This window comes from Peribacillus sp. RS7 (genome assembly GCF_041956845.1).
GTDB lineage: Bacteria > Bacillota > Bacilli > Bacillales > DSM-1321 > Peribacillus.
The window spans coordinates 2,529,081-2,541,197 of the sequence record NZ_CP168135.1 but is presented as its reverse complement, the minus strand read 5'-3'; the positions used below and the strand labels follow the sequence as shown (position 1 = coordinate 2,541,197).

General features: G+C 41.1%; 13 protein-coding genes. 4 read left to right on the top strand and 9 right to left on the bottom strand.

Annotated elements, in window-relative coordinates:
* Positions 1-230 precede the first annotated feature (230 nt).
* The 4 genes from ACDZ29_RS12890 to ACDZ29_RS12875 all read left to right on the top strand — a co-directional run bounded on the left by ACDZ29_RS12890 (position 231) and on the right by ACDZ29_RS12875 (position 2,943).
* Positions 231-434 carry a DUF1657 domain-containing protein gene (locus ACDZ29_RS12890; RefSeq protein WP_057278507.1) on the top strand — a complete coding sequence of 68 codons (204 nt, stop codon included), beginning with the start codon at positions 231-233 and terminating at the stop codon, positions 432-434.
* 170 nt (positions 435-604) lie between these two features.
* Entirely contained in the window at positions 605-1,609 is a 1,005-nt protein-coding gene (gene spoVAD, locus ACDZ29_RS12885) for a stage V sporulation protein AD (RefSeq protein ID WP_289323499.1), read from the top strand.
* A 236-nt stretch (positions 1,610-1,845) separates the two neighbouring features.
* The gene (locus tag ACDZ29_RS12880) at positions 1,846-2,052 is read left to right on the top strand and encodes a DUF1657 domain-containing protein (protein WP_076372773.1); all 207 of its coding nucleotides are present in this window, start codon (positions 1,846-1,848) and stop codon (positions 2,050-2,052) included.
* A gap of 30 nt (positions 2,053-2,082) precedes the next feature.
* Positions 2,083-2,943, top strand: coding sequence for a DUF421 domain-containing protein (locus tag ACDZ29_RS12875; RefSeq protein WP_375090966.1), 861 nt, complete (start codon positions 2,083-2,085; stop codon positions 2,941-2,943).
* Between the two features lie 8 nt (positions 2,944-2,951).
* Here ACDZ29_RS12875 and ACDZ29_RS12870 read toward each other — a convergent pair whose 3' ends face one another.
* The 9 genes from ACDZ29_RS12870 to gatB all read right to left on the bottom strand — a co-directional run bounded on the left by ACDZ29_RS12870 (position 2,952) and on the right by gatB (position 12,112).
* The gene (locus ACDZ29_RS12870; RefSeq protein ID WP_375090965.1) at positions 2,952-3,500 is read right to left on the bottom strand and encodes a YitT family protein; all 549 of its coding nucleotides are present in this window, start codon (positions 3,498-3,500) and stop codon (positions 2,952-2,954) included.
* Positions 3,501-3,961: 461 nt separating this feature from the next.
* Positions 3,962-5,332: a 23S rRNA (uracil(1939)-C(5))-methyltransferase RlmD gene (rlmD, locus tag ACDZ29_RS12865; protein WP_289318216.1), complete on the bottom strand. Its 1,371-nt coding sequence runs from the start codon at positions 5,330-5,332 to the stop codon at positions 3,962-3,964.
* 451 nt (positions 5,333-5,783) lie between these two features.
* The gene (locus ACDZ29_RS12860) at positions 5,784-6,359 is read right to left on the bottom strand and encodes a GNAT family N-acetyltransferase (RefSeq protein WP_375090964.1); all 576 of its coding nucleotides are present in this window, start codon (positions 6,357-6,359) and stop codon (positions 5,784-5,786) included.
* A gap of 63 nt (positions 6,360-6,422) precedes the next feature.
* A complete protein-coding gene (locus ACDZ29_RS12855; protein ID WP_289323494.1) occupies positions 6,423-7,337 on the bottom strand; it encodes a diacylglycerol kinase in 915 nt (304 codons plus the stop codon).
* 181 nt (positions 7,338-7,518) lie between these two features.
* Positions 7,519-8,445 (bottom strand): hypothetical protein, encoded by a 927-nt coding sequence (locus tag ACDZ29_RS12850; protein ID WP_375090963.1) that lies wholly within the window; start codon positions 8,443-8,445, stop codon positions 7,519-7,521.
* Positions 8,442-9,512, bottom strand: coding sequence for a hypothetical protein (locus ACDZ29_RS12845; protein ID WP_370013703.1), 1,071 nt, complete (start codon positions 9,510-9,512; stop codon positions 8,442-8,444). Before ACDZ29_RS12845 ends, ACDZ29_RS12850 begins: the two co-directional genes overlap by 4 nt.
* On the bottom strand, positions 9,505-9,972 hold the full coding sequence (locus ACDZ29_RS12840) for a hypothetical protein (RefSeq protein ID WP_375090962.1): 468 nt from the start codon (positions 9,970-9,972) through the stop codon (positions 9,505-9,507). The genes ACDZ29_RS12845 and ACDZ29_RS12840 overlap by 8 nt, the downstream gene beginning before the upstream one ends.
* Positions 9,969-10,511 (bottom strand): RNA polymerase sigma factor, encoded by a 543-nt coding sequence (locus ACDZ29_RS12835; RefSeq protein WP_289318223.1) that lies wholly within the window; start codon positions 10,509-10,511, stop codon positions 9,969-9,971. The genes ACDZ29_RS12840 and ACDZ29_RS12835 overlap by 4 nt, the downstream gene beginning before the upstream one ends.
* Before the next feature lie 173 nt (positions 10,512-10,684).
* Positions 10,685-12,112: an Asp-tRNA(Asn)/Glu-tRNA(Gln) amidotransferase subunit GatB gene (gene gatB, locus ACDZ29_RS12830; protein WP_375090961.1), complete on the bottom strand. Its 1,428-nt coding sequence runs from the start codon at positions 12,110-12,112 to the stop codon at positions 10,685-10,687.
* Positions 12,113-12,117: the final 5 nt, after the last annotated feature.

Genomic DNA, 12,117 nt, shown 5'->3' with positions numbered 1-12,117 from the left:
AGTCAATAATTAATCAATAAAAACGATTTGTACTACATAGATTCGATTTTTACAACGCTTTTGCCTGTTCCCTTTCAATTAATCAAACGTTTGATTAATTGAATGAGCTAGTTAAACTCTTGATTTGAAAAAGAATTTAATGCGCTTCATTTCCTAGAGAAATTTGGAAGGTATAGATACTCATTTTTTCCTTACTCTAATAGGGCAGTTACAAACTAGGAGGTTCATATATGACAGTAATAAACGATGTCAAAACAACTATAGCAGGGCTGAAAAGCGCTCAAGCGAGCTTTGAAACCTTCGCCCTTTCCACAGATAATGAGCAAGCCAAACAACTATACCAACAAGCTGCCCAACAAACACAAACGATTGTGGACAGCATCACCCCTCGCATTGAAGAGATTCAAAACGAGGAACCTCAATATAAACAATAATCATTCATATAAAAAAGGTTGGTTAAAACAACCAGCCTTTTTTTATATCTTTCAATCCATAAGGGGAATAAATTTTCATTTCTTTTTCTATACCATCGTTTTTAAATGTTATTCCTTGGTTTAATCACAGCACTGGTACTGACAATACTCATACAATGGGGTGGTTTATAATGCTTACGGGGCATCGCACTTGGGTGTTTGATCAAAAGCCTGTCATCGTCTCCACAGGAACCGTTGGCGGTCCATTTGAAGCAGACGGTTTGCTTGCGGATGATTTCGATCTTCTCCATTCCGATTTATGGATAAATCAAGATACTTATGAAAAGGCACATAAAGTCTTATTGGAAGAAGCGAGTACAAAAGCAATCGAAAAGGCGGGTCTTCAGAAGGAACAGATTCAATTTTTCCTTGGAGGCGACCTTATCAATCAAATAACCCCTACGAGTTTTGCCTGTCGTACACTGGGAACACCTTATCTCGGCTTATTTGGTGCTTGCTCCACCTCCATGGAGGGACTGGCTCTTGGTGCATACCTTGTCAATACCAAAGGGGCAGATTACTTATTGACAGGAGCATCCAGTCATAACGCCGCAGTAGAAAAGCAATTTCGCTACCCAACAGAATACGGAGGGCAAAAACCTCCAACAGCCCAATGGACCGTTACGGGGGCCGGCGTGGCTTTATTAAGCAGCGCTGGGGAAGGCCCAAGGGTCACTTCAGCTACGATAGGCCGTGTCATCGATATGGGATTGACTGATCCTTTCAATATGGGAGGCGCCATGGCCCCGGCCGCTGTGGATACGATTGAAGCCCATTTAAGAGAACGGAACCTAGACCCATCCTATTATGATTTAATAGTGACCGGGGATTTAGGAAAGATTGGACATGAAGTTTCTCTGGAATTATTTAAGAAACATGGTACTCCGATTAAAGAGGAGCAATATAAAGATTGCGGTTTAATGATATACAGAGATGGTCAACCTGTCCTGTCCGGGGCAAGTGGCCCTGGATGTTCCGCAACCGTTGTTTATGGTCATTTATTAAATCGCATGAAAAAGGGAGAAATAAAACGGTTGCTCGTCGTGGCTACCGGTGCCTTATTATCTCCCCTATCCTTTCAACAAAGTGAGACGATCCCATGCATTGCCCATGCCGTTTCGATTGAATATGAATGAATGACAACCATGATTCACTCGTGTAATCGGGTCATATAAGGGTTGAAGTGCCTGCTCATTCGGATGAACATTCGCGGCTGCGGACATTGTTTTCGGGAGCGTTAACGGATGCGGAAAAGCATGGATTGATCGGTTGTTGTCACTGGCACGATTGAAGTAACCAGTGCCAGGAAAAACAGCCTCGGAGTATTACAAGCCATTATATTTAGATCCAAAGGATAAGGAGGATCCCTTGTATGACGATAGCTTCAAATGTAAAACAATGTGTCTCTAGCCTTAAAGGAGTTGAAGCAGGTTTATCCAGCTTAGCACTCCGGACTCAAGATGATGAATCTAAACGCATCTTGCATGAAACGATGCTGGTGGTGAATGAAGTTATGAAGGATGTACAGAAGCGTGTGGGAGAATTAGAACGGGAAGAACCACAATATAAAGGTTTTTAAATATACTGATCAAGCAGGAGGTGTTTGGTAATGCCGGGTTGGATAGAAATTGTTTTGCGTTCATTATTCTTTTTAATTGTTCTCTTTGTGATCACAAAAGTGCTAGGAAAAAAACAATTGTCCCAGCTCTCCTTTTTTGAATATGTAACGGGCATAACCATCGGTAATGTTGGGGCAGAATTAGCTACGAAAGTGGAGGGCAATATTATACATGGCGTACTGTCCATTCTCGTTTTTGCCATAGCACCCTTCATTGCAGGATTAATATCCCTAAAAAGTAAAACTTTCCGTGATCTTGTGGAAGGAAAAGCATCGGTTTTCATCAAAGATGGGAAAGTCATGGAAGATAATTTAAAAAAAGAGAAATATACCATTGATGAATTGTTAGGGTTGCTCCGAAAAAAGGATGTCTTCGATATTTCTGAAGTTGAGTTTGCCTTATTGGAAGCCAACGGGGATTTTTCCGTAATGTTAAAGAAGCAAAATCAACCTGTAACAGCTAAGGACCTTAACCTGTCAGTGGCTGCAGTAAAGGAGCCACAAACCATAATTATGGACGGCAGCATACTCGATGAACCACTTTCCACGATTGGACTGAACCGAAATTGGCTTCATACTGAACTGGATAAGTTAGGGGTAATCCTCGAGAATGTTTTTCTTGGTCAAGCCAATTCTAACGGAGAATTAACTGTGGATCTTTTTGATGATAAACTTAAGGTTCCTTCTCCTCAAGAAAAACCTCTCATGCTCGCGACCTTGAAAAAATGCCAAGCGGACTTAGAGTTGTTTGCACTTGGAACTGAATCAAAGGAAGCTAAAGAGATGTATAGCAAAAATAGCGAAAAGCTGCAAAAGGCAATAGATGACGTAGCCCATATCTTACGGAACTGATTATATATTCATTTCCTCACTTTCATAAGCGAAGTGATCAGTCCAATGATGACGATCGTCACACATGAAAAAAGAAAAATTTCGATACCTAAAGTGAATGCTGCAGCTGAAATGATGAGTGTATCTATGATGATAATGGCCAAAGCAATATCTATGTAGGAAGATTTGGAGATGATTTTGGCTAACATATCCGTTCCACCGCTGCTTGTCTCATATCGAAGCATGAGCCCTATGCCCATCCCAATGATGGCTCCGCCAATCAAAGAGCTAGTTAGTATCGAAAGGGAAAAGACTTTTTTCAATGGATTTAGCCAATCCATAAAAAGGGATGTCAAAAGTAAACCGTGAATGCTGCTATAGAAAAAGGACCTTTCATAGTACCAGGCATATAAAAATATAGGAATACTTAGGATCAACATGGATAGCCCTGTTTGAAAACCAAAGAAATAATGAAGAATGAGTGCAATTCCAATAACGCCGCCATCTATTAAATGATGAGGCACTAAAAAACCATTGATTCCAATAGCCACCAAAAAGCTACCAACAATTACAGCCACTGCTTTTTGAAAATTAATAAAATCACCTTACCTCCCAATCATATATTCCTTAATATATGTCCAAGTCAGAGCGTCAAGAATATACATGCAAAAAAAAAACCCCCTCACTTTACTTCAATTTAACTACGTGAAAAAGGCCCCGGTCATTCAGACCGAGACCTACAGTTTGTAGACAAGGGTACATATCTTTCATTATTCCCGAACAAACTGACCCAAAGCAACACCTTCAACTCCTCAGGAACGGATTCTATCTAATCGTTATAACAAAGTTGATTGGAGAGAAAGGTACGAGACTCCTGCGGGAAAAGCCCGTCTAGGGAGACACAGGCGGAAAGCGAGTGCCTGGAGCGGAAATCAATGTCCAAATTGTACAAGCCCTAAAAAAACTGTAGGCAAACTCGATTTTCATCGAGTTTGCCTACAGTCTGAGGGCCCGGTCATTTAGACCGGGCCCCATTTCCTTATTTCAACTCTAATAACACTACATTTTCAACATGCGTCGTCATTGGGAACATATCGACAGGTTGGATATCAACTGCTTTATATCCGCCTTCTTCCAAGATATGAAGATCACGCGCTAGAGTGCCGGGGTTGCATGATACGTATACGACTTTGTTAGGTTTCATCTCGATGATCGTATTCAGAAGGGATTCTTCACAACCTTTGCGAGGCGGATCCACTACGATGACATCCGCAGTATTACCCTTTTGATACCATTCTGCAATAACGTTACCTGCATCGCCAACAATGAATTCGGCATTGGAGATTTCATTCAATTCAGCGTTGCGGCGTGCGTCTTCTATCGCTTCTTCCACTACTTCGACACCGATTACTTTTTTCGCTTTTTTAGCTAAGAATAAAGATATGGTTCCAATGCCGCAATAGGCATCTATCACCGTCTCTTCACCCGTTAGCCCTGCATAGTCAAGGGCTTTATCATAAAGGACTTTCGTTTGGTCTGGATTGATTTGGTAGAAGGATTTTGCTGAAATCGCAAATTTCACATCACCGATCATATCATGGATCACTTCGTCGCCCCACAGTAAAGTCATTTTATCGCCTAAGATAACATTCGTTTTCTTGGAATTCACATTTTGAACAATGGATTTCACTTGCGGAAGACGTTCAACGATTTCCTTAACGATGGTTTCGATGAAAGGGATACTATTCGTTCTTGTAACGAGAACAATCATCAATTCACCTGTTTGCTTGCCATAACGGGCCATGATGTGCCGCAATACACCTTTATGTGCCTCTTCATTGTAAGCAGGGATACCAAGTTTACTGAAGATCTCTTTAACAACTTGAACGGCTTCACTGATCACTTCATTTTGGATTATGCTTTCTTTCGTTTCAACAATTTCATGTGTCCGCGGTTTGAAGAATCCCGCTATTAGCTTGCCATCCTTTTCACCAACAGGCACTTGCGCTTTATTGCGATAATGGGTTGGATTCTCCATCCCGATGATCGGGTGAACCTTCACATCCTCAAGCTTCCCGATGCGTGTCATTACTTCACGTACTTGCTTTTCCTTGAATTTCAACTGTCCTTCATAGCTCATATGCTGCAGCTGACAACCACCGTATTTATGGAAATCTTCAGTCGTGACCTCAACCCGGTATGGACTATTTTCTATAATTTCCATCAAGCGTCCGAAGCCATAACCTTTATTAGCCTTCATCACTTTAATTTTTGCCTTTTCACCAGGAAGGGCGTTCTGAACAAAGATCGGGTAGCCATCAACTTTAGCCACTCCAGCTCCTTCATGTGTTAAATCTTCAAATAAAACCTCTATAATATCATTTTTAGCAACTGGTGCTGTTTTTTTCATATCATCTTCTCTTTTCTTTTTTATGCTAGCCTGTATTTTACCACAATCGAGGCCTCGCCACAAAACCACTCACCAATTTACATTGGTTTTCATAAAAATATAGTGGAAGGAATTACGGATTTTTCATAGTTCCATGTATAAAAGTTCAATAAAAAAAGAAAAATAAGGAAAAAAGATGAGGTGAGGAAATGGGTTTATTTAACTCTATATCAGCCTGGAACGCTACAAGGTTAGAAAAACATCGAGCAAGTATGGAGGAAAAAGGCCTCTGTCCGGATTGTTACGGACGAGGATATAGCTCCTTCGTACCTACGGAATATCATTTTTCCGATATACACGACTGTCCCGGCTGTAATGGTACCGGTGATTACTCTGATTGGGCCGCAATGAATGGGCAGCAAATGTAATCGCATACATTGCCAAATTTCAAATCAATAAAAAGGACCCCCTGTTAAACAGGAGGTTCTTCTATTTCCTTTACCATATAGCCAAATTCATGGCCTCCAATCGTAATGGTTTTCATTTCTTTATAACCTAATCTTCTATAGAGACGATTCGCCCCTTCATTTTCATTTTCAACGACTAAAGAAACCCTTGGATATCCCTTATGTTTAGCGTATCCCTCAACATACTGAATCAGTGCACTACCAATTCCTTTTCCTTGAAAATCCGGGTCAACGCATAATGTATCCAAATAAAAGTCTTTCATTTCCGCTTCTTTATCGAGCGTAACGCTTGGGTCTTTCATTTTCATCCTTAATTGTTTCACTATCGGTTCATCCAAGCTTTCTGCATCCTTACCATGGTAAGCAATGATCAATCCAGATACTTGTCCATCATGTTCACTTACGAACGTATTTTCAAAACTGATCCGATTTCCACTTTTTCTGAACAACTCGGATAGAACGGTTAGGATTCTTTCTTCTTCCGTTTCACCTGTCAAAACCTCTGCAATTTCCTTAATCGCTAACCGGGTCAAAACGGCTGCCTTGTCCGCATCTTCCGGTGTCGCTTTCCTGATATACATGTTTATACATACTCCTTGATCTATTAAAATGAAAAGGCCACCAGATTCAGTGGCCTTTTCACCCTATTTATTTGCCGGATCGTCCGGCAGTATTCCTTGTGGGATGAATACATCAAAATGGCGGTACTGATTTACGAATTCAGCTGGGGCCATCCCGCCAAATTCCCCATCCAAGTTAAGCATCATGTCATTTTTGGCCTGTACTTTAATTCGATTGGCTTTTTCATAAATGACGTTTTTATCATGGATATGTTCACCGCGCATTGCCAATGTTGCGACACGGACAATATCAGCCAGGTTGGCCTTTTTCAAAATAAGCAACGTGAACATACCATCATTCAGAGAGGCGTCAGGAGCCAGTTTCTCGAAGCCGCCGACCGAATTCGTGTTAGCCACCAAGAAAAGCATGATCTCCCCTTCAAAAAGCTTCCCATCATATTCAATTGAAACTTCCGTCGGCTTAATTGAAGGAAGCATTTCAATCCCTTTAATATAGTACGCTAGCTGACCAAGCATGGTTTTCAGCTTGATCGGCACGTCATAGGTCAATTCGGTCAATCTGCCCCCGCCAGCAATATTGATGAAATACTTATCGTTCATTTTCCCAATATCGACCGGCATCGTATGCCCACCGGCAATAATTTCGGCTGCCCCTTCAATTGACTTCGGTAAATGCAGCGCCCGCGCGAAATCATTGGTCGTTCCCGTCGGAATGATTCCTAGTTTCGGACGTTTCTCTGCAGTGGCCAGTCCATTAACAACCTCATAAATCGTACCGTCGCCCCCTGCTGCAATAACTATATCATAGCCGCGTTCAATCGCTATCTTAGCCGCTTTCGTTGCATCCCCAGCACCGGTCGTCGCATGTGCAGAAGCTTCATAACCAGCTTCTTCAAGTTTTGCTAGCACACCTGGCAGGCTCTTCTTAATGGCTTCCCGGCCCGAAGTCGGGTTGTAAATCAACCTTGCTCTTTTCATTTCCCATCATCCTTATACATATTGATTCCATAATTTACATCTTAATCCTTCGTTGCATGAAAAGCAATATTCGAAAAAAAGAGGACCGTATTTCGGTCCATATCTTTTATGCATTTTACAAGAAAACTTATCAGGGAAATTATAATGCTTTTTACAATTTTATTCTAGTAAATGATTTCAATCATGGATATTGTACATTCACGTTAAATGTATCGGTAACGGTTAAAGTATGATTGCCTTTACCAGTATTGAATGTCCCATTCTTTTTTACAGTGCCTCCATCACTTGTTTCTTCTTTCACTTCAGTCATCTTCCAGCTATTCTCAGGACCTTCCAGTTCCTCGACCCCTCTGGCATCTATCTTGATATCGCTATTATCCTGAAGGAATACACTAAGATTCCCACTATCCTTCACACTCCAATCATTCAATAGCTTTCTAGGCTTCAAGACAAGATCGGTACTTTTTCCGTCTATTTCCAATGCCAACTCAGCAGGGATTATAAGAGTGGCCTTAAGATTCATCATACCACTGTCCAAAATTCCATTTTGAATCGGCAAATCCTTGAAGCTTATATAAAGTGTATCACCATTTCTCTCAACCATTAGATAATCTTCCGCCTTCTTCAACACAGAATCAGCATCTTCCATTACCCGCTCACCATATGTTCCAAAAATGGATACTTCCCCATCCTTGCCACTTTCAATCGTCAATGGGTATGAGCCAGAGTCCAGAACAACTCTCTGTATGTCTTTCCCGGCCTTTTCATTGAAACCAGGCAAATTGACCGTTTTTTCTTCACTATTCACGGCAGCCCTAACTTGATCCATCAAACCGCTTGATGTTAGCAGAATTAAAACAATCCCTGTCGTTCCTAGCAATCCTACGAAAAGAATGCTAAGAATATCATATTTTACAAAAGAACTTTCTTTTCTGGAAAAATAAATATAACAGAGAATCTCCACACCCAAGATAATGAACAGCAACGGCCACCAAGATAGCATAATCGTCGTCAAATTCATATCCGTAATTTGAGAAACCAGTAAAACCAAACCCAAACCAACCAGGGAGATACCCATTGAAATCGTTCCGACTCTCCATGTTCTCATTTTGTCTCCTCCTTGACTCTCCCTTTTTTACTGCCCGACAGCAATTTGATTCCCCCACCTATAAGTAGGATGCATACCAGTCCTTTTTGAAAATAATCTCTAAACCAATATTCCAAGTTGCTTCCAATCCATTCATCTAAATGAGGTGCAATTGCAGGGACGATTATATTACTAGCCAAGAAATAGATTCCAAGCCCCACCAACCCAAATCCTACCCATTTTTGGTGATTGACGATTCCCGAAATGATGGGCGTATCTTCAACAGGACCCTCTTCCATTTTCGAGGCTTTTTGCAATCCATCAAAAAAACTATAAAACCAGATGATCGGAATAAGGAAAAAGAAGAAACCTAAACGAAGTAAATCCAAAATGTAAATGGCGAATAAAAAGCCAGCCATCAATTGAATCCCACGTTTTTGCAGCCCCAAATATAAGTGACCCGCTCCAGGGAAAATGGCGAATAAAGTCGCGACCGATTTACTCTTCTTCCCGGATTCCCGCCTCTCCTCGAAATCTTCCAAAACGGTCCGATCGATAAGCTCCTCACCTCTTTGCTTTTTATTCAGCTGTTGAACGGAATCAAAAAAACTGTAAATCCAGATAACAGGCAATAGTGCCATGAATATTAACAGACCTTCCATATGTGTCATTACACTGATGAATACCACCATAATGCCAAGGCCTAAAAAGCCGATCAGAAAAATGAGTCCCCGATTCATGAGGCCCAACTGAAAATGCCCTAATCCTGGAACGAATGAAAGGATGATTACATAGAATCTTTCCGCTTCCGGCTGATCTGCCATCCCCTCTAAATACTCTTCACTTTTAGGATTCCTCAGTGAGGTGACCACCAAATCAAATATACTGATGAAATAAAACACCATTCCAATAATGGAAAATGCCAGGAATTCATCCGCTTGACTGATCAATGAAAGAAAAAGACCTCCAAGTCCCAGTCCAGCTGCGGCAAGAAAATAAAATAAACCTTTATATTTCCTTCCTAGGTAAAAATGTCCAAAACCTGGCAAAAACGATAATAAAAAAGCTAATACCGGACTTTTATTCATTTCTAAACCCCTCCTTATTTTTCTTTTCGATTGTGTCCATCCAATTAAATGTTTTATCAATAAGCCCTTCGGTTAAGGACTGAGTTTCCTTTACACTGCTGGATTCCACAGAATCCACGTATTCTGTCAATGATTGAAATACTCCGCCTGCCATTAATAGGATCGTAAATCCGGCCGCGATCAGGTAATGTCTCGTGATGGTCCGAAGGGATTTCTCTTTTCGGAGTTGCTTAGCCTCTTCAACAGACCCGCCTTTCAATCGGCTAATCGAGTCCATGACAGGACCCGCAATATCAAATCCTTCAATGTCCAGTCTGGATTCTTCTTTTTCCATCGCTTCCATATAGGCGGATAAACACTTGTCACAGGAGTATAGATGATTTTCATATTCAATTTTTAGAGCCTCTGTTATTTCATCTGCCAAATATGCAACCCATTCTGCTTCTGGAACATGATTCATGAAAAATCCTCCTCTTTCCAATGTTTTCTCATCCAATTTCTTGCCCGATATAGCTTAACCTCCACAGATTTCACTTGAATCTGCTGCTCCTCTGCAATTTGCTTGAATGTCTTTTCCTTTATGTAATAGCCATATACAACGTCCCGGTATCCCTCTGGAAGGTCATTCAGCTTCCTTAATACTTGCTTTCGCCTTTCATTCCGAAAAAATACTGCCTCGACATCATCAGTTAAGCCCAAATTAGCTTCCGATGAATGTTCGTCCTGCAATTCTTCCTTTTGGCGTTCCCTCTTTCTCTTTAAATCGATTGCATGATTGACCGCAATTCGGGTAATCCAAGTCTTGAAACCTTGGTTCTTATATTGAGGAAGAGAAGTATAGATTTTGATAAAGACTTCCTGGGTAACATCTTCTGCATCCTTTTGATTCCGCAAGACGGAATAGACGGTTCTATAAATCGTTTGTTTATAAGTTTCAATTATTATTCGGAATGCATGATCATTCCCAGCCCTTACCTTCTCAACTAACTCATCGGTCACTTCTCTTCCTCCTTTCCTGTTAAACATTCATGTAATAGACGACACAAAAAGGAGTTACCCCTACAGATAACTCAAAAAAAATCAAAAATTATTTTCCGCTTATTATTTTTCTCAGTAAGCTCTTTCCTTAATCAAGAGAAAACCGTACCACTTTAAAAGTGATACGGTTAATATTAACGTTTATTGATTTCTTCCACCAAAATTTTATTAACAAGCTGTGGATTGGCTTGTCCTTTTGTCGCTTTCATAATCTGTCCGACAAGGAAGCCGATTGCTTTTTGTTTACCGGCTTTAAAATCTTCAATTGATTGCGGATTATTATTCAATGCTTCTTCAACTGCTGTACGCAACGCGCCTTCATCGGAAATTTGGACTAGTCCCTTCTCCTTGACGATCGTTTCAGCGTCTCCACCGTTTTCAATCAATTCTTTGAAAACTTTTTTAGCTATTTTAGAAGAAATCGTACCATCTTCGATCAGCTTGATCATTCCAGCCAACGATTCGGCAGTCAATTTGACTTCATGCAGCTCTTTTCCTTCTGCATTCAAGAAAGCAGAAACCTCACCCATGATCCAGTTAGATGCTAGTTTCGCATCCGCACCTGAAGCCACTGTCGCTTCAAAGAAATCAGCACTTTCCTTCGTTACCGTTAAAACGGCTGCATCATATTCCGGTAAACCGAATTCTTCGACATAGCGTTTTTTCCGGGCATCCGGAAGTTCTGGGATCTCGGCAGCGATGCGTGCTTTCCATTCTTCATCGATATGGATTGTCAATAAGTCCGGCTCTGGGAAGTAACGGTAATCATCGGAACCTTCTTTAATTCGCATTAGTACCGTTCTGCCTGTAGCTTCATCGAACCGGCGAGTTTCCTGTTCGATTACGCCGCCTTCATTCAAGATTTCCGCTTGTCGGATTTCTTCATGCTCCAATCCTTTGCGAACGAAGTTGAATGAGTTCAAGTTTTTCAATTCGGTTTTCGTACCGAATTCTTTTCGGCCGACAGGTTTCAAGGAAATGTTAGCATCACAGCGAAGTGAGCCTTCTTCCATCTTACAATCGGAAACGCCTGTATACTGAATGATGGATTTCAACTTTTCCAGATAAGCATATGCTTCTTCCGGGGAAGTGATATCCGGTTCGGATACGATTTCAACAAGTGGCGTACCTTGGCGATTATAATCACAAAGAGAATAGTTCCCTTTATGTGTCAGCTTTCCAGCATCCTCTTCCATATGAATGCGGGTAATGCCAATCTTCTTTTTCTTGCCACCGACTTCGATTTCAATCCAGCCATGCTCACCGATCGGTTGATCGAACTGTGAAATTTGGTATGCTTTAGGATTATCCGGGTAAAAATAGTTTTTCCGGTCGAATTTCGTAATTTCTGCCACTTCGCAATTTAGGGCAATTGCAGCCTTCATTGCAAAATCAACAGCCTTTTTATTGACGACAGGCAATACGCCTGGGTAGCCTAGGTCAATTACAGTCGTGTTACTATTTGGAGCAGCACCAAAATGATTTGGGCTCGCAGAGAAAATTTTAGAATCCGTTTTTAATTCTACGTGTACTTCTAGACCAATCACCGTTTCAAAGTCCATTTATT

What these genes read in the sequence shown, in the direction of transcription:
- ACDZ29_RS12890 (WP_057278507.1), top strand. Translation starts at nt 231, where the DNA reads ATGACAGTAATAAACGATGTCAAAACAACTATAGCAGGGCTGAAAAGC.
- spoVAD (WP_289323499.1), top strand. Translation starts at nt 605, where the DNA reads ATGCTTACGGGGCATCGCACTTGGGTGTTTGATCAAAAGCCTGTCATC.
- ACDZ29_RS12880 (WP_076372773.1), top strand. Translation starts at nt 1,846, where the DNA reads ATGACGATAGCTTCAAATGTAAAACAATGTGTCTCTAGCCTTAAAGGA.
- ACDZ29_RS12875 (WP_375090966.1), top strand. Translation starts at nt 2,083, where the DNA reads ATGCCGGGTTGGATAGAAATTGTTTTGCGTTCATTATTCTTTTTAATT.
- rlmD (WP_289318216.1), bottom strand. Translation starts at nt 5,332, where the DNA reads ATGAAAAAAACAGCACCAGTTGCTAAAAATGATATTATAGAGGTTTTA.
- ACDZ29_RS12860 (WP_375090964.1), bottom strand. Translation starts at nt 6,359, where the DNA reads ATGTATATCAGGAAAGCGACACCGGAAGATGCGGACAAGGCAGCCGTT.
- ACDZ29_RS12855 (WP_289323494.1), bottom strand. Translation starts at nt 7,337, where the DNA reads ATGAAAAGAGCAAGGTTGATTTACAACCCGACTTCGGGCCGGGAAGCC.
- ACDZ29_RS12850 (WP_375090963.1), bottom strand. Translation starts at nt 8,445, where the DNA reads ATGAGAACATGGAGAGTCGGAACGATTTCAATGGGTATCTCCCTGGTT.
- ACDZ29_RS12845 (WP_370013703.1), bottom strand. Translation starts at nt 9,512, where the DNA reads ATGAATAAAAGTCCGGTATTAGCTTTTTTATTATCGTTTTTGCCAGGT.
- ACDZ29_RS12840 (WP_375090962.1), bottom strand. Translation starts at nt 9,972, where the DNA reads ATGAATCATGTTCCAGAAGCAGAATGGGTTGCATATTTGGCAGATGAA.
- gatB (WP_375090961.1), bottom strand. Translation starts at nt 12,112, where the DNA reads ATGGACTTTGAAACGGTGATTGGTCTAGAAGTACACGTAGAATTAAAA.